This is a genomic window from Ktedonosporobacter rubrisoli (genome assembly GCF_004208415.1).
In the GTDB taxonomy this organism is placed as follows: Bacteria; Chloroflexota; Ktedonobacteria; order Ktedonobacterales; family Ktedonobacteraceae; genus Ktedonosporobacter; species Ktedonosporobacter rubrisoli.
Genome location: NZ_CP035758.1, coordinates 730,073 through 747,085 on the forward strand (window position 1 = coordinate 730,073; position 17,013 = coordinate 747,085).

Consider the following 17,013-nt stretch of genomic DNA (forward strand, 5'->3'; position numbering starts at 1 on the left):
AGGAAGAGCAACAGAAAGATAGAGTCAATTATAGTGTAAATGGTTTGCTGGCGCGACCTTTTCTCAGCATACAGATGAGCAATCAGAAGATCGGCATATAGATCTTTTTGCTCTCAATCAGGCGCATTAAGCTCGATTTCTCACGTAACCCTGGTGGGGTTCCTAAAGTAGATCAAGCAAATATAGTTATAGTAGAGCTACAAATAAAACAGGCCGAAATGACCGCACCTGCGTAAGGGGCATAATAGTATGCAAGCGCAGTCATCTCTCCCTGGCATTAGCAGTGGCTACACAGTCGACTTAGCGCAAGCGCGATAACATGAGCGCATCAGCTCAGCGAAGAGTGCCGCGCCTTTCCAGCTCGCGTAGCAAGCCGGGATAGCTTCCTGAGCAGCCTCATCCTCAGAGCCGCCGCGCCTATGCACGGCAAGCGCAATCTCCTGCACAGAGCACAAATAATCACGAAATATAGTAACGTGCTCGCCAGTTCCCAATGTTCCATGACCGGGTACAGCCACCTGCACAGCCAGGGCCTCCGCCCGAGCCAGTATATCAATCCAGGATTGAGGATTATCCTGCCAGATAGAGGCATGCATCCCAACAAAGAGCAAATCACCCATAAAAGCAATGCGCTCCTTAGGTAAATAGAGGAAACTATCGCTTGGCGTATGGCCACCCCCATAGCAAAGCAGCTCAACGCTACGCCGCGAGCCATGCAAAATAAGTTTGTGCTCGAAAGTCAGATTGGGCACACGCAACGTAATTGCCGGCAAAGAGGAGAGAAGCACATGGTTCGAAGCAAGCACTAAAGCCGCCTCCTCGCGCTGGCTCAGGTCGGTCAGCTCCTTGATGCGCTTCTCCTCAGTACGCAAATCTTCAGCAAGATTCTCTTGTGCCCAGGCAAGAAACTCGGCCCCCCGTGTCGCGATCAGATCGCGTGTCTGGGTGGTAGCAATGATAGTCGTGGCGGGTGGAAATACCTGGTTGCCATAGATATGGTCCACGTCGTGGTGGCTATTCACGACATAAGACACAGGACGCCCGGTCAATTGCTCGGCGGCATTGCGCAGATCCTGCGCGGCAGTCGGCGAGAGGAATGTATCAAAAACAAGGGTACGATCACCCAGATCGACAATTCCAGCATTACTCATCGAGCCGCTGCCCTCACGAGACATAGCGGCATAGACGCCATCGGCAAGCTGTTTCAGGTGGAAATGCGACGATGAGGGTAGGGCATCACTGGTAATATCCATAATAGAGCTTCTTCTCCTCTTGATTTTCATTTTCCACCGCCATTCTACCACGCTCTGCAGCAGGCTTCTCCGTAGTACAACCCTATAGGCTAGCCCTGTTGGAAATTCTTGACGGGAATAAAATTTCTTTTTGAGCTCAAAATGCAATATATTTTCAGCGTTGAGCTACAATCTGGCCTCTGGCCTGGATAGTACAACAGAGCCGCATCGTTACTTAGAGCGGGCTAACACGTCACTCATAGAAGAGAATATCTTTACTTTTATGGTCGCTTGATCAGAAAGAGAGGGAAAATTATAGCTCGCTCGCGCGTTATTTTCATAACAATTGCAGTGATCGTGGGGTGTGTGAGCATTATCGGCACCTATCTGTGGCTGGCCCCACCCGCTGCCAAGAAAAGCGGGGCAGGACCGCAGGTTGTAGCTACGCTTCCCGTGGACCCAACGCTCACCCCCAAAGGGGAGGAGCCACCAGCACGTCAGGTCAGTCCTACCCCGACAAAGGCTAAGCCCAGTCCCACGCCTAGCCCAACGAATAAAGCAGTTAGCCCGGCTTATAACGGGACATGTGACGCTAATAGCCCCTATGGGTTTACTGTTGTCACTGCTGACTCCACCCTTGTCGCACTCTATAAGCAAATGGGCGTCTGCTGGGTACGCTTCCAGATCCATGTAGACGATATTCAGTCCGGGGGAAGCTATAACTGGGGAACCCTCGACTCGGTTGTCGCGCTGATGAACGCGTCAGGCATTCACCTTGATGTGCCTATTCAGTGCTTCCAGGGCTCCTGCTTCAGCAATCCCTATACACCAACGCCCGATGAGATGGCTTCGTTCGCCACCCAGGTCGCCACACGCTACAATGGCAAGAGTGGCCATGGCTACATCGATGCCTTCGAGATCGGAAATGAAGAGTATGATGCTAATTCCAGTTTTTCTATAAGTAACTATGGCCCAATCTTGAAAGCTGGCTATCAAGCGATAAAAGCGGCAAGTCCGTATGCGCAGGTGGGCATGTATGGAACCTTCCTATCAAATCCCAGCCGCACAACTGACGTGCTGAATGCGATCTTTGGGGGTGGCTATGGGGCATATATGGATTTTATGAACTTCCACTATTACAATCAAGGGCTTGATCCCCGCGTGGATGTAGATAGCATGCATCCATCATTTGATCATAAATGGCAAATGATGAACTCGATTGCCGCGCGCTACGGTTTTGGCGGCAAGCCAATCTGGGTAACTGAAATTGGCTGGCCCACTCAAGATATGTCCGGCCGCTCTGCAGTAACGCCGGATGTGCAATCCCAATACCTGAGCTACGTGACAGATCACGCTTCTACTTCCGGTATCGTCAAAAAGATATTTTGGTATACCATCAATTATGGAGATCAGCCGAACACTATTTATCCCACTAGCGGCCCCTTGCCTGCTTTCAATGCGCTCAAAGCTTATGTAAAAAGCAAGCCTGTATGGTAAAGCATCCTACTAACTAAACATGTGGGCGCTGCTCGCCAGCGGATAGCAATGTAACGACGAAACGCGGCTATCCCGGCGGTAGCGCTCTTTTTTGCAGCTTTGCAGCCGGCTGTCAAAATGCGTCACAATTTGATTACTCTTTCTTCACATTTCTGTAACAACTTACCTCTATTCTGGAAACATACCGCCATCGGAAGGTAAAAATAAAAGAAAGGTCTTTGATGAAACGTTTCGGTATATCTCTTTTCGCATGTATATTACTGATAAGCATTTTGACTCTCACGCGCGCCCACGCCTCTACCACCAGCAGGCCAGCAGATAAACAGCCAGCCTATAACGCGGAAAAATTCTCAATTAATCTTGGCGACTTCCAGACTCCGGCAGAGCTTGATTATCCCAGGGGAAGTAAGCGAGCCCCAGTAGTTCTACTGATCCATGGTGCCGGACCACAGGATTTAGAAGCTAACGTCATAGGAGACAGTGACGGCAAGTTTCGCTCCCATATCTTCTCAGATATCGCCAATTCCTTAACAGCACACGGCTTTGCGGTCATGCGCTACAACAAACATTACATCACAAGCGCTAATAAGATTAGCGATCTCGCCAAATACAGCAAGCTCGATATGAAGCAATTGCTCATTGACGCTAATAAAGTTCTTCAATACGTAAAAAACGATGCACATATAGATGCAAAGCGTATGTACCTTTACGGATGGAGTGAGGGAAGTATGATTGCCAGCAACATGGCCATCAGCCATCCTGAAATAGCCGGCCTTATCCTCCAGGGAGCCATAAGCGGATCGCCTAAGGATACTCTTCTGTTCCAGGCCAGGCAAGCCTTCATCCCTTATGTACGTCCATTTGCCTCAAAAGGCTTGCTCGATCGCACTGCACTGCAGAAAGCCTGGACAGGAAACGGGGGTTTTCCTGCCAAAGAAGTACTTGGCTATGTCACCTCCGATCCGGCCTCGGGAGATTTTACTCCCAATCCTGCCTTTGATCTTAATCATGATGGAAAACTTGATATCGATCATGAGCTCTATCCAACTTTCCCTGCCTTCATCGATAAGGCATTGTTGCCCTCTGGCCTATTCCATATGTATGGAACGGGACATGTCTTACCTTCTGTTAGCGAGCAGGCTAGCAAGCTCAAGCTACCCGTCCTTATTCTTCAGGGACGGCAAGATGGCAATACACCAGCATATGGCGCAAAACGAATTGACACTATCGTAGATCAGAATGGTAATCGCGATCACACCTTGCACATGTATGCTCACCTTGGTCATTCGCTGGGAGTGACGCCCGGCCCCGCTTACGATAATATGCTGCCTATTGCTCAGCAGCCGCTCAGTGATATCAACGACTGGCTACAAAAGCATAACGCACGTTAAAACTCGGCTATTGCAGGAGAACAATCCCGCTGATCTTGCATTGTTGGCCCCGACCTGTGATAGTCAGGGCCAGCGCTCATTTACCGATTTCTGTCATGTCCATTCTTTCCTGACCCTGAGTGCTGCCAGAGATTTGTTATCGTGCCTGCTGCATTCCAAGCGTGATGTGGCAAACCACGGCTCGTCTTTAAGGCTTTGGTTGGAAAGAATTCCAGAAGCAGTATGAAGCTCATCGCAGCGAAGGTGAGAAGATCAAAACTGTTTCAAGCCGCTTCCAGTTCAGCGCTCTCGGAGTGTATCTGGTTGTGCATCAGTTCTCTCTTCCTCTTCTTTCCAGCGCACAATAGTTTCCTCCTGTAGGTTGGCCGCGCCCGAACCTATTAGAAGTGCTCTGCGCTCCCCGAGAGCCTCACCTGGATTCGATTCGCCCCAGTGGATTGGTGCTCTCCATCAAAGCCGTGCGTGCTGCTGACCAACTAGAATCCCCAGGATTGAGTACACTGCGCAGGTAAGCACACGTGAGCTGCTGGATCAGGGCGACGCGTTCGGGGCTCTCATCAGTCGTTTCCGCGACGTTGTACCCGGCGATTCCGCCAAGCGAGTGCTCTGCCCCGAATAGAGTCAGGAGGCTCTTGCCGCCTGGACTCAAGAAGTACGGGTCAGTAAACCAGTCTGGCCCGCGCACGGAGAGGAGGGACCGATCTCGATCTCCCGCGATCACGAGAGTCGGCGTAGTCATGTGCGCGAAGCTCGGATTCATAAACGGGAAATGCTCGACTGCGAACAGAGTCAGGTCAGCTCCGCCCAGGCCAGGCGTGGCAAGCAGCACACCAGCTTTGATGCGCGCGTCGGACATGTCCTCTTGCGTCTCACCCTTGGAGTCGAGGACACGTGCGCCCAGCAGCATGCTCACCGTCTGGCCGCCCCAGGAGTGCCCGGCTGCCGCAATGCGGCTTCGGTCAAGGCGTCCACTGAGGCCGGGAACTGAAGCTTCAAGGAGATCTAGCTGGTCGAGGATGCGCCTCATGTCCTCGACGCGGAAACGCCAGATCAGCGGCGTACGGGGATCGTCAGGAGGAAGGCCCAGCGCCCGCGCGTCGAGATGGGTAGGTTGTATGACAACGAAGCCGTGAGCAGCCCAGTAGTCAACCAACGGCCCGTAGCCGTCTAATGACCAGCCAAAGCCATGTGAGAAAACAATAAGAGGCAATTCGCGCCCAACTATAGGAGCTGACACACGCACATGCAGGTCCTCGCCTCGATCCGGGGCTGAGAGCACGACCGGCTTCACCGAGACAACTGGAGCGGACGCGCTTCTGGCCACTAACGTGCTCGCCATATCTGATTTGTTCATCGAAATTTCTTCCTTCTAGCTCTTTCGCATATGGTATACTAAGAAAACGGAGCAATGTTCCAATAACATTATACGGAACAATGTTCCGCTTGTCAAACAATTGTATGAAGGAGGAAATGGAGTGATGACTTCCAGCGACGAGGAAGCGGGGCAACCAACCCGGCAGAAACCAGGCAGGCAGAAGCGGGCCGACGCGCAGCGAAACGAGGAGGCGTTGCTCGCCGCCGCCGCCGCCGTGTTCGTCAAGTCAGGTGTTGAGGCCCCGGTGCGTGACATTGCGACAGCGGCTGGCGTCGGGATGGGGACGATTTACCGTCACTTCCCGACGAGAGCGGATCTTGTTGTTGCCGTGTATCGCCACCAGGTTGAGGCCTGCGCCGAAGCCGGTCCGCTTCTGCTGGCGAAAAGTGACTCGCCGCACGCTGCCCTTGGTCAGTGGGTCAACCTCTTCGTTGATTTCCTGGTCACCAAGCATGGACTCGCCACAGTCCTGCAGCCCGGCAGCACAGGCTTCGACGCGCTGCATACCTACTTCCTTGAGCGTCTCCTCCCCGTTTGCGCTCAGTTGCTCGAAGCCGCTATCCTGACCGGCGAGATCACTGCCGATATTACAGCCTACGAACTGATGCGTGCCATCGGTAACCTTTGCGTTGGCGCCGACAACGACTCGCGCTACGATGCTCGCCGCATGGTCGAGCTACTCATCGCAGGACTCCGCCAAGCGCGCTCGACCTGATACTGCCGATCTATAAAATGTACGCCTGCCGGCTAGCTCGCCGAAACACCCAAGATATGCGTCAGCACTCGCACATCTGCCAGGAACACCCCGGGCCGCTTATCTCGCCCTAGCACGGCCAGAGCAAAGTTTGTACGCTCAAGCTTTACCCTGGCCAGCTCCCATCTCTACAAAATTGATCTGCCCCGCCAAAGAGCTCTAGATAAATTACATCTTCTTCTTTCCTCCCAGCCGCGAGCCGCTTTCAGACACCACTTGACAATCCTTCGTGTCATAGAATATTATTGGTATATATAACAGTTGGCATTACCAATAGATTTGTTTATCCTTAGAAGCCCGGCAAGCCTGGTGCTGGACAAACGACTGACGACGATACATCCAAAAAAGGAGGGAGAAGTCTTGATGGCTGATTCCATTGCAGATGACCAGCTTCCGGCCAGCCGCTCCCTTGCACAAGAGCAGGTGAATACCGAGGGTATGCATCTTCTTGTCCCGCATCAGCTCAACAGTAAAGCCTATGTGCTGGGCCGGCTTGGGCGCGAAGTGCGTCGCCGCTTCACCCAGACCCTTGCTGCGTGGAGCCTCAATCCATCGCACTATGGCGTGCTGCTTCTCCTTGAAGAAATCGGGCAAGCCTCCCAACAGCAGTTGGCTAAGCTCCTGGATATTGACCGCGCAAATATGGTTGATCTGCTCGATGTGCTACAAGGACGAGAGTTTGTTGAGCGCACAGCTGACGCGCGAGACCGCCGGCGCCATATAATCAAGCTCACAGTGTCGGGCAGGCAAGCTATCAGCCAGATGCGGCAGGCTACAGATAAACTAGATTACGAATTCTTTCGTAACCTCGATGCTCAGGAACAAGCCACCCTCCATACGCTGCTGCTCAAACTCTTCAAGTCAGAGCTTGACTAGCAAAGCGGCGGGAAGAGACAGCATTTAGTAACAATGGATTTTCTATCAACCAAAAAGAGAAAGAAGGCAAGAAAATGACGTTTTCAGCAGAAGAAGCTACCCATGAACTTACTCTGGCCGGCCTGACTTTGCGCGTACAGAGCGTTGAGCGCTCCCTGGAGTTTTATACCAAACTGCCCGGGGTAAAGGTAGTGGTCCATCGTCCTGGCTACTTTGCGATGCTGCGGATAGGAGCTGGGCGCCTGGGTCTGCTCCAGCAGGAAAAAGCTCCTCTGTTTCATCTCGAACTGGAAACCTCGCAAGAGCTAGAAGGATTCGCGCAGCAGCTAAGGGCCTCGGGGATAGAGCACGTAAAGCTTCCAGCCCAGAAACGCTGGGGGGAGTTTGATTTCACGGTACAAGATCCCGATGGCCACGTGCTGGAATTTGAGTCAGCCCAGGAGCAACAGAAGCAAGAAGCGCAAAGCACACCTTCCACGACTGACAAATGAGCCATGGATGAGTAATACGTAGCTCCGGGCCAGGGGCTAGAGCAGGCCGGGACCTGCTAAAACTTTGTGCCGCATAGGTTTGCGTCAACTACTGCCAGCGTGTTGAAAGTCTGAGGACCAGGAAATGCTCGGATGCCTGGTCCTCAGACTTTCTTGCCTCGCTACTGGGCCTCCGCGCCGGTTGGCGCTCGCTTTCAGTCGGAGCACTGATTGCGACAAGCAGCGCAATTTCAGTCGGAGCACTGATTGCGACAAGCAGCGCAATAGCATTTGTGGAAGGCAATTTCACACAGCAGTTTTTGAGGATGGCGTGCTTGCCTGCTCTTTCTTGCCCGTCAACTTAGCGGCAGAAAGCCAGACGCTACAGATCAGACTGATAGCGGCGAGCAGAATGACCACTTCCAGATGTCCTTGCTGCATTTCTCGTGCTTGTGGACAAAACGACCTGTGTGGCAAAATAGACTATGTGGGAAGAAAGTCGCTGAAATCATGATAGGGGAATGAGCTATGCCTACCGATGAGATGTATGATATCCTTCCTCAAGATGCAGCCTGGGGACACGCCATGGCTCATGATGCGGATGGGTTGGACCTGCATTACGTGAGGCGAGGACAAGGAAATCCAACGGTGCTCTTGCTTCACGGCTGGCCCGGCTTCTGGTATGACTGGCGGCGCGTCATTCCTCGTCTGGCACAACTCACCTCTGTCATTGCCATGGATTTTCGCGGATTTGGTGGCTCTGCCAAACCCGATTGGCCTCCGCTTGCGGCTTACTCCGCAGATGCGCAGGCCCGAAATGTGCTAGCCTTGCTCGATCAGTTGCAGCTTGAGAAGGTCATTCTTGCTGGCTATGATATTGGCTCGCGTGTGGCGCAAACTGTTACGCAGATGGCTCCTCAACGCGTCAAGGCACTCACATTAGCCGCGCCTGTCTATCCCGGCTATGGCACACGTCCCTTAGAGCCAGCCGCGCAGCAGGAACGCTGGTATCAGCATTTTCACACGCTTCCACAAGCTGATCTACTCATTGGCCATGATCGGGAAACAGTTCGCCTCTACTTGTCGTATTTCTACGACCATTGGGTCGGCAAGAAGCAGGCGCTTCGTCCCAAAGAATTTGCCGCAATTGTGGATACCTATGCGCAGCCGGAAGCCGTGCGAGGAAGCATCGCCTGGTATCGAGCAGGAGGTGGCTCTGGACAAATTGCCACATCCCCTCCGCAGAACCCACCAGCTCCCATCACTCAGCCGACCGCTGTCGTGTGGGGAGAGGCTGATCCGATCCTCTTGTCAAGTTGGGCTGATCGACTGGAGGACTCTTTTCCCCATCTCGTCGGTGTGCAGATACTAGCCGGCATTGGTCACTTTGTGCCCTTTGAAGACCCTGATGCCTTTGTGAAGGCCATTCGCACCGTTCTTTAGCCTCCCTTATCTACACTGGCCTCGCCTGGCTTTGTCAACTTTTTGGCTACTTCACTGATGCCAATCATGGAAGCCTAAGAGGTGCGGGAGCTGTTCCTCGGCTTTCCGCATTGGCGCACCGGCAAAAGAATAGCTTGTTAACAGAGACTTGATGGCGGTTCCATTATCCTGCAGCGCACACCTTAGCAGCTGTTGACGCCGCACACTCCGAGCTCTATCTTCTTCTAAGAAAGGAAAAACAAATGTGCAGAAATATTAAAGCCCTCTTCAACTTTGATCCGCCCGCTACCGAGGAGGAGATCCGACAGGCGGCCTTGCAATTCGTCCGCAAGGTAAGTGGCTTCAACAAGCCCTCGCAGGCCAACGAGGCCGCCTTCTTTGCTGCCGTTGAGGCGATAACGGAAGCCTCCACGACTCTGCTTAATCAGCTTACAACTAACGCTGCACCCAAGAATCGCGAGGAAGAAGCGGCTCGCCTGAGAGAGCGTAGTGCCCAGAGATTCGCCAGATAATATTCTTGTGTTAGAGTAGCGAGGATAACAGGATGAACGCGTTCTTTGAAGGTAGAACATCACCTTCGCCATATATCAAAATGATCTGGCGAGGCGCTGCCCTTGATTACTACACGCCCGCCTGTCCGGCCGATGGGCAGTGGAATCTGCTCTTTCTCAAGCGGGATGGAAAGGTACGCGTCTCTATTGAAGGTCCCCTGACGCAAGTCAAACACAAGGTCCATGCCGAGGGTACTGAGTGGCTGGTAATCAAGTTTCAGCCAGGTGCCTTTCTTCCTTCCCTGCCGGTCCAGAATCTCGTTGATAGCGATGCAGTCCTGCCACTAACCACAGCTCATACTTTCTGGCTGCATGGCTCTGCCTGGCCATTCCCCAGCTATGAAAATGTAGAGACATTTATTGATAAGCTGGTGCGCAAGGACGAGCTGCGCTTTGATCCCGTAGTAAAAGCTGCAGTCCAAAATCAGCTTCTGGAGAGCTCATCACGCACGATACGGCGGCATTTCTTGCTGACCACAGGCTTAACTCAGAGAGCGTTGGCCCAGATTGAACGCGCGCAAAAAGCAGCAGCGCTCTTAGAACAGGGTATTCCTCTCCTTGATGTAGCCTATCAGGCTGGCTATGCCGACCAATCCCATATGAGCAGATCCCTCAAGCGCTTTCTCGGCCAGACGCCAACCCAAATCGTCAATATCAGAAAAGCGCCATAGCTATCTATTTTGCTCACGAGGCTGCCCGTCACGCTGATTCAGGTTGTCAGGGCAAATACCGCACTCAATCTACAACTTGTCGAGAACAGAGCATGCGTTCAAAGATCGTTCTCTTCATTCCCTGCTGGGCAAGGAAAGATCTTTCCCTTGATAAGACCATCTCTGCTCACGGCTTGCTTACGGGCCCTGGGTTGGTCTCGACAGTTCAGCAGAACTCAGGTATACTTTGGGAAAAAGCGGCTTCTGCTTTCTCACACGCAGAACCAGCAGGCAAGGAGGCACCAGCATGAGCGAGCAGCCAGGCGAACATCCCAGCACCTATATGGTCCAGGATCGCTCCAACCAGCAAGAACTTGAGCGGGTCCATCTACAGGATCAGATGATCACCACAGCTATGGGCGGCGTGCTCCCCGAACAAGAAGATCCCACAGCCTTGAGACGCATCTTAGATGTCGGCTGCGGCACCGGCGATTGGTCCATCGAGGCCGCCAGAACCCTCCCCACGCTAGAGCGTGTGGTGGGCGTGGATATCAGTGTACATATGCTCACTTTTGCCCGTGAGCAAGCCCAGCAGCAGGGTGCCGAGCGGGTCGAGTTTGCCAGCATGGACGCCTTGCGCATGCTCGAATTTCCTAACGCTTCTTTTGATCTTATCAATCAGCGCTTCGGCCAGAGCTGGATACGCACCTGGGACTGGCCCAAGCTCCTCAGCGAGTATCAACGCGTCTGTCGGCCCGGCGGCATCATCCGCATCACCGAAGGAGATTTTACTCTGGAGAGCTTCAGCCCGGCCCTTAACCGGCTTAATGAGCTCTGCATACAAGCCTCCTTCCAGGCCGGTTATCTCTTCACACCCACCACTGACGGAATCACCAGCCATCTCGCCCGCGTGCTCACCCAGCATGGATTGACCCAGGTGCAAACACACACCTGGAACCTGGAATTTCACGCTGGAACCCCGGCCGGTCAACACTTGACTGAGGATGTTCGGCGCGCCTATCGCACGATCATGCCTTTTCTGCGCAAATGGGGTAGCATGCCAAAGGACTATGAGCAGCTCTATCACCAGGCGCTCCGCGAGTTGCAAGAGCCTGGCTGGACCTCTCCCTGGACCCTGGTGACCGCCTGGGGCCGCAATCCGGGCCACACGAGCGCGCATCTGCGCTTCGCTTGATTATGTATAGCCATCGATAGCAACCCAGGTCCAGATAGAGCGGGCTACCACAGGGCATATGACACCATCTGACTTTCGGTCGTAGCAGGAAGGAGAAGTCCAGGGAAGCGCTAGCGGCATCTCTACTTGCGTTGCTTGCACGATCTAGCGCTTTTCTCGCCGGGCTTCTCCCTTGCCTAAATGAGTATACGGGAAACAAAGCGACAATCGTCAAGATTGGCTACCGCTAAAGTCAGAAGCTGCATGAACAGGCAAGGACTCTGGCTGATATCCCAGGCGACCACGCGTCAGCGCGATAAGAGCCAGCGTGACTACGCTAAAGCCAAGCAGCACTGCCAGATTCTCATACTTCAAGAACCACTGCTCTGTAAAGATCCCCGACACGGCCGATGTCGTGGTGGTAGTATCGATAGCTGCATGCAGCAGGATAGCGATGAGCAGGCTCCCCCGTGTATGATTGAAGACCCAGGTCATGATGCTAGCAATTCCTATAGTAGTAAGGAAGAACTCGCCGATCTCAAGCAAGCCTGCTCCATTTCCCCAGCTAGCGAGGTACAGTGGCAAGTGCCAGCCTGACCACAATAGCCCGAGAATAATGCTTGCCAGCAAGGGACCGAACTGCCGTTGCAGGCGCGGCAGGGCAAAACCCCGCCAACCCGGCTCCTCGGCCAGCCCGCTCGTCAGGATTTCCATGATCAAGAGGAGCGGGAAGTACCCCACGAAGTTAAGAATATTGGGATGGATATTCGCCTCTGCTCCTGGTAGCGCGAGGACCCCAGAGATGATAATAATAGGAATGCCCACCAGAGCTATCAGATACCAGTACCAGTTCATGCGCCACTGGACAATACGGCGCAGTAAGCGCCCCACGCCGGGCTTGCCTTCCATCACCGCCGTCATCACAAACCCTGAGAGAAACGGCCCCAGAAATGCTCCCGGCAGAAGGGCAGCCTGGCCGGGATGGAAAGGCAAAAGGCCAAACCCATCCTGCGAAAGGATATAGGGCAGCCAGGCAATCCAGCTAAAGCCATAGGCCATCACAAAGTAGCTCACCAGTGGATGGCGCTGCAGAAAGCCGCGCAGTCCACGCCTTGAGGGCTCGGCAATTTGAGTTGATGACGATATATCCATAAGAACGCTCCATATTCCTGGAAGGTAGTGGTAATGGAGGAGCCGCGCTAGCTCACCTATTACCACTACCTGAGTTGCTTCATACACTTTTCCAACGTTCAGATTGAGAAGGTATCGAGAAAAGACAAGAGAAAGCTTTATAAGTTAGTTAAGATCTACCTCTGATGACTGTCACTTCAGGATCATCGGTCAGTGCTTCTGGTTGATATCCCAGGCGACCACGTGTAGCTATGGCAATTACCAGCCCAACAATACCAAAGCCGATCAGCAGCCCCACCTCACCATGTGCCAGCATCCATTGCGTGGTGAAGAGAAATGATGCCGCCGTCACGCCAAAGGCATCGAGGGCTGCATGCAGTAGAATGGTGATGAGCAGACTCTCGCGCGTATGGTTGAAGACCCAGGTGATAAGGATCGTCAGACCAATGTTGCCAAGCGCGGATATCCCAATTGTCAGCGGGCCAGCTCCATTTCCCCAGCTCGTCAGGTACAGGGGCAGATGCCAGAACTGCCAGAGGATGCCAAGAATGATGCTGGCCAGCAAGGGGCCGAATTGCCGTTGCAGGCGCGGCAGGGCAAAACCCCGCCAACCCGGCTCCTCGGCCAGCCCGCTCGTCAGGATTTCCATGATCAAGAGGAGTGGATAGAACATGATGATCTGCAGCGGCTGCGGATGGATATTCGCCTCAACGCCTGGCAGCGCAAGCAGCCCCGCGACAATGATGATAGGAACACCCACCAGAGCAACCAGGTACCAGTACCAACTTATGCGCCACTGGATCATGCGGCGCAGTAATCGCCCCACGCCGGGCTTGCCTTCCATCACCGCTGTCATCACAAACCCTGAGAGAAGCGGCCCCAGATAGGCCCCCGGCAACGCTAACAACTGGCCCAGGCTAAAGTTTAAGAGGCCGATCCCATCCTGCGAAAGGACATAGGGTAGCCAACCAATCCAGCTGAAACCGTAAGCCATCACAAAGTAGCTCACCAGCGGGTGACGCTGCAGAAAACCGCGCAACCCTCCTGCCGAGGGCTCGGTAGCATGACCAGACGATGAAACATGCATAAGAATCTCCTTATTCTTGAACGTGGTAGTGATGCCTCATCTTATCCCGGTCAGCGCTACCACTATCCCGCAGTGCAGCGGGCTTTCTCTTAAAAACTATCAGGGCCGCAAGTTGCGACACCGGTGCCATGAGAAGGCAGACAAAATATTCTCTCTGGCTTGTCTTCCACGCATATGATGCTTTAGCGCTTGTCTCCTTGCCGCTGGTATTCAGAAAAGAACTGCTTGACGGCTAGCTCAAACTGTACTCGTAGCGCTTCTGCGTTCAGGCCAAGGCGGCTTCCATCATGGACCACACTTAGCACTCTCTCAAGCAGCTCCTCTTGTTGCTGCGACCGTAGGCGCTCGTCGATCTGGCCAAGCACTACAGTTCCTTTACCCGCGCGACTCTCTATGAAGCCCATCCTCTGCAGCTCTTTATAGGCTCTGGCAATGGTGCTGGAGGCAATCGACAATTCGTTGGCCAGCTCGCGCACCGATGGAAGCGTGTCGCCCGGTGAGAGCATACCAACTTCTAGGGCGTGCAGGATCTGCTCCACCAATTGCACGTAAATCGGAACGTTGCTACGTATATTGACCTGTAATAAGGTTACCATCTTTTTGTCTTCGTCTGTTAATGTATCATAACATTGACACAGTTGATATAATACAAGAAAGAAAACAGAGTGTCAAGGGCAAGCCACCTGAAAAACAATTGAAATAGCCAGTCTTGCTCCTCTTGAGAAAGTTGCTAGCTGCGAGGCTTCTTCATCGAAGCAGATAAGGGCAGGATAGCTAGAGGAAAGCTTTGTGTTTATGGCTAGTGCTGCAATTCTGCTCCCAGCATGGATAAGCTTCGCTTCACGCTTGAAGGAAAAGCAGAAAAAATTTGGACAATAAAAGGCTTGACTTTTACTCTATTTCATATTAAAGTTGTTTTTAACAAGGTTAGATTTTTGAATGCTGTTAGAAAAGGGCCGGAGCAATACCCGGAATATGAAAAAGCTGGCCAGGCAGCAAGGGCTCAAAGAGGCTGTAAACATTCTGGCATAAGGGTTTCATTTGCCTTTTATCTAACTTCGTTAAATTTTTGATATGCGTTAGGTTTCCCGTTTTGAAGGAAAAGCCAGAAAAGAACGCGCGGCACAACTGCTTCGCGGGCTCATCTCCTCTTATTTCGGCAAGCAGCTGAATTTGTTTGAGGTGAACGCACGGATGGCATCTCTCAGTGACGGGGAAATAGTGGCAACAAGGAGGATCGCCACCATGACCTTTAATTATACCGCTCCGCATAATGGAACACCCACGCCCGGGGCCAACCCTGATGGCTACATGCTCAAACCTGACGAGGGGTCTATGACCTGGTTTGTCGGCGCGCTGCTCACGTTCAAAGCCAAGGCAGCCGACACTCATGGAGTCTTGACCTTCTTCCAATGCGATGTGCCCTACGGCTGGCAAGCTCCTGTGCATAAACACGCCAACGAAAGCGAGCTCTTCTACATTACCGAGGGCGAATGGGAGATCTTTGTCAATGACACGGTTCACCTCGTGACTCCTGGTTGTACAGTCTGGATTCCGCAGAACACAGCTCATTCGATCTTTGTGCGCTCCAAGCGCGGAAGGGGATACTGTGTAATAACGCCGGCCGGCTTCGAGAAGTTCTTCGAAGACGCGGGTGAACCGGCCACCGCACCCAGCATGCCTACCCATCCAACACACATGCCTTCTCCCGAGGAACTGCTCGAAGTGGGAAAAGAAATGGGTTGGGTCCTGGTTGATCCCTCGCCGCGCCGTCTTGATGATCACGATCATCACGAGCACTAAGAATTACGCAGTTCTACCTGTTGCGACCACGCTACCAAATCCGGTTGGCGTGGTCGTTTGGATTGCCTTCAGGGGATTGCAGAGGCTCAGACCTATAACAGCTTATTCCTTATCCTAGAGGGCTGGTTTGCCCTCAGAAGACCTGGTTCCCCTGGGCGCTGATCCTTGCGCAGATAAACAGCAATGGTTGAGTTGGGATCAGCATCATCCGGATACAATCGGCAGAAGTTGACATCCTCAACGCATTTCTCCCTATTTATCATTCCTCCACAAGATTTATCTTGAAGCATTTAGGAGGCTGTTGGAACGTACGCCAGATCCTTTAAGAAGGTAATCAATGCGTTCTTCAGCTCCTCTGGCCGTTCCGCTTGAGTCCAATGCCCACAACCTGGGAACAGAAGCGGTTCTTTCAACTGCGGAGCAGCGGCAACCATATTGGCGACCACCTCCTGATAGCCCGGAAAACCAGTCACTACGTCCCGCTCTCCCATGATGTAGAGCGCAGGCGTTAAAAGAGGTGCATTGTTCCAGGCACCCATCAGTTCCCAATTCAGCGGCGCAGCACGATACCAGTTGAGCCCTCCACGAAAGCCCGTCCGCTCGAATTGCTGCGCGGAATAGGCAAGATCCCTTTCTGTCAACCAATCAGGAAGCTTGTCAGGGTTGGATAGGGCATCGACAAAGCGCATCCCGCTCGGGAATACGCTAAATGCAGCGCTTACTCGCTCAGGTGCTTCTCCAGAAACCGTGTAGTACATCTTGCGCAAGAACAAACTTACGTCTTGCTCCATCTCTGCTTCGGCTTGCCCCGGCTGCAGAAAGTATTCTATATAGAATGTCCCGTCTGGAGGTGAGACCTTGAATAGATCGCCCTCCATACGTGGCCAGTAGGGGAAATTCAAAGCCACGACTCCACGTACCCGGTCAGGGCGCATCATCGCCAGATCCCAGGCCACAAGCGCTCCCCAGTCATGCCCTACTACGACCATCTGCTGTTCTCCTAGCGTATCTATCAGGCCCACGATATCACCCGCCAGATGCAATCGTGTATACTTCTCCGCGTCCTCTCCGGCGGAATCTGTCTGCCCGTATCCGCGCTGGTCAGGAGCCACGACATGGTAGCCAGCTTCAGCCAGAGCTACGATCTGGCGACGCCAGCTATACCAGCACTCAGGAAAGCCGTGCAGGAGCACGACGAGTGGTCCCTGACCGGCTTCTGCGATGTGCATCCGAAGCCCATTAGCTTCAACAAATCGATGAGTAATTTCTGTCATTCTCGTCTCCTAATTTATCAATAACAAATTCGATCAAGCTTCTTTCCGCTCTGGCAATACCGAAGAAGTGCTTAAAATCGACCCAAGACGCAAGATTGAAAAAGGACGTTCCTCCGTTCCTTTGTCACTTCTTCTTCCCGTTGAAATGACTGACGAAGGCAGAAAGACGTGTCTGCTTCACATAGCGCTATGGTAACCCACTTGTTGCAGACAAACTAGGAAATTCTTGCGCAAACTTGAGTGAACCCTCATAGATCCAGGCTGTCACCTTTGCCCTGGACAGGCCCACTCCCCATAAAACTTCC

The 17,013-nt window shown here is 53.0% G+C and carries 19 protein-coding genes; 11 read left to right on the forward strand and 8 right to left on the reverse strand.

All coding sequences use genetic code 11. The features are described from left to right. Nucleotides 1-287 precede the first annotated feature (287 nt). The gene (locus tag EPA93_RS03230) at nt 288-1,253 is read right to left on the reverse strand and encodes an MBL fold metallo-hydrolase (protein ID WP_165422843.1); all 966 of its coding nucleotides are present in this window, start codon (nt 1,251-1,253) and stop codon (nt 288-290) included. Between the two features lie 345 nt (nt 1,254-1,598). On the opposite strand from EPA93_RS03230, the gene EPA93_RS03235 reads away from it, so the two are divergent. Then, entirely contained in the window at nt 1,599-2,729 is a 1,131-nt protein-coding gene (locus EPA93_RS03235) for a glycosyl hydrolase (protein WP_129885659.1), read from the forward strand. 221 nt (nt 2,730-2,950) lie between these two features. Next, nucleotides 2,951-4,120, forward strand: coding sequence for an alpha/beta hydrolase family protein (locus EPA93_RS03240; protein WP_129885660.1), 1,170 nt, complete (start codon nt 2,951-2,953; stop codon nt 4,118-4,120). Nucleotides 4,121-4,529: 409 nt separating this feature from the next. Here EPA93_RS03240 and EPA93_RS03245 read toward each other — a convergent pair whose 3' ends face one another. Next, nucleotides 4,530-5,459, reverse strand: coding sequence for an alpha/beta hydrolase family protein (locus EPA93_RS03245; RefSeq protein WP_129894422.1), 930 nt, complete (start codon nt 5,457-5,459; stop codon nt 4,530-4,532). Nucleotides 5,460-5,598: 139 nt separating this feature from the next. Between EPA93_RS03245 and EPA93_RS03250 the strand changes: the two genes are divergently transcribed. From EPA93_RS03250 to EPA93_RS03260, 3 genes are all read left to right on the forward strand, one after another. Further along, entirely contained in the window at nt 5,599-6,210 is a 612-nt protein-coding gene (locus EPA93_RS03250) for a TetR/AcrR family transcriptional regulator (protein ID WP_129885661.1), read from the forward strand. Nucleotides 6,211-6,612: 402 nt separating this feature from the next. Then, complete coding sequence (locus EPA93_RS03255; protein WP_129885662.1) at nt 6,613-7,125, forward strand: MarR family winged helix-turn-helix transcriptional regulator; 513 nt, start codon at nt 6,613-6,615, stop codon at nt 7,123-7,125. Between the two features lie 74 nt (nt 7,126-7,199). Beyond that, complete coding sequence (locus tag EPA93_RS03260; protein ID WP_129885663.1) at nt 7,200-7,616, forward strand: VOC family protein; 417 nt, start codon at nt 7,200-7,202, stop codon at nt 7,614-7,616. Between the two features lie 285 nt (nt 7,617-7,901). Here EPA93_RS03260 and EPA93_RS50235 read toward each other — a convergent pair whose 3' ends face one another. Next, nucleotides 7,902-8,036: a hypothetical protein gene (locus EPA93_RS50235; protein WP_277988716.1), complete on the reverse strand. Its 135-nt coding sequence runs from the start codon at nt 8,034-8,036 to the stop codon at nt 7,902-7,904. A gap of 87 nt (nt 8,037-8,123) precedes the next feature. Between EPA93_RS50235 and EPA93_RS03265 the strand changes: the two genes are divergently transcribed. From EPA93_RS03265 to EPA93_RS03280, 4 genes are all read left to right on the forward strand, one after another. After that, nucleotides 8,124-9,038, forward strand: a complete 915-nt coding sequence (locus EPA93_RS03265) for an alpha/beta fold hydrolase (protein ID WP_129885664.1) — start codon at nt 8,124-8,126, stop codon at nt 9,036-9,038. Between the two features lie 242 nt (nt 9,039-9,280). After that, nucleotides 9,281-9,550 carry a DUF2277 domain-containing protein gene (locus EPA93_RS03270; protein WP_129885665.1) on the forward strand — a complete coding sequence of 90 codons (270 nt, stop codon included), beginning with the start codon at nt 9,281-9,283 and terminating at the stop codon, nt 9,548-9,550. Between the two features lie 32 nt (nt 9,551-9,582). Further along, nucleotides 9,583-10,260 carry a helix-turn-helix domain-containing protein gene (locus EPA93_RS03275; RefSeq protein WP_129885666.1) on the forward strand — a complete coding sequence of 226 codons (678 nt, stop codon included), beginning with the start codon at nt 9,583-9,585 and terminating at the stop codon, nt 10,258-10,260. Between the two features lie 286 nt (nt 10,261-10,546). Then, entirely contained in the window at nt 10,547-11,434 is an 888-nt protein-coding gene (locus tag EPA93_RS03280; RefSeq protein WP_129885667.1) for a class I SAM-dependent methyltransferase, read from the forward strand. Here the strand turns inward: EPA93_RS03280 and EPA93_RS48195 are convergent, their stop codons facing one another. The 4 genes from EPA93_RS48195 to EPA93_RS03295 form a co-directional block, all read right to left on the reverse strand. Next, entirely contained in the window at nt 11,435-11,575 is a 141-nt protein-coding gene (locus EPA93_RS48195) for a hypothetical protein (RefSeq protein ID WP_165422844.1), read from the reverse strand. Between the two features lie 69 nt (nt 11,576-11,644). Next, nucleotides 11,645-12,565: a CPBP family intramembrane glutamic endopeptidase gene (locus EPA93_RS03285; RefSeq protein ID WP_129885668.1), complete on the reverse strand. Its 921-nt coding sequence runs from the start codon at nt 12,563-12,565 to the stop codon at nt 11,645-11,647. Between the two features lie 148 nt (nt 12,566-12,713). Beyond that, the gene (locus EPA93_RS03290; protein WP_129885669.1) at nt 12,714-13,631 is read right to left on the reverse strand and encodes a CPBP family intramembrane glutamic endopeptidase; all 918 of its coding nucleotides are present in this window, start codon (nt 13,629-13,631) and stop codon (nt 12,714-12,716) included. Nucleotides 13,632-13,813: 182 nt separating this feature from the next. Beyond that, the gene (locus EPA93_RS03295; protein ID WP_129885670.1) at nt 13,814-14,227 is read right to left on the reverse strand and encodes a GntR family transcriptional regulator; all 414 of its coding nucleotides are present in this window, start codon (nt 14,225-14,227) and stop codon (nt 13,814-13,816) included. A gap of 228 nt (nt 14,228-14,455) precedes the next feature. On the opposite strand from EPA93_RS03295, the gene EPA93_RS03300 reads away from it, so the two are divergent. Continuing rightward, the gene (locus EPA93_RS03300; protein WP_129885671.1) at nt 14,456-14,704 is read left to right on the forward strand and encodes a hypothetical protein; all 249 of its coding nucleotides are present in this window, start codon (nt 14,456-14,458) and stop codon (nt 14,702-14,704) included. A 172-nt stretch (nt 14,705-14,876) separates the two neighbouring features. After that, the gene (locus EPA93_RS03305) at nt 14,877-15,434 is read left to right on the forward strand and encodes a cupin domain-containing protein (protein WP_165422845.1); all 558 of its coding nucleotides are present in this window, start codon (nt 14,877-14,879) and stop codon (nt 15,432-15,434) included. 290 nt (nt 15,435-15,724) lie between these two features. Here the strand turns inward: EPA93_RS03305 and EPA93_RS03310 are convergent, their stop codons facing one another. Beyond that, nucleotides 15,725-16,708 (reverse strand): alpha/beta fold hydrolase, encoded by a 984-nt coding sequence (locus EPA93_RS03310; RefSeq protein ID WP_129885673.1) that lies wholly within the window; start codon nt 16,706-16,708, stop codon nt 15,725-15,727. Between the last annotated feature and the right edge of the window lie 305 nt (nt 16,709-17,013).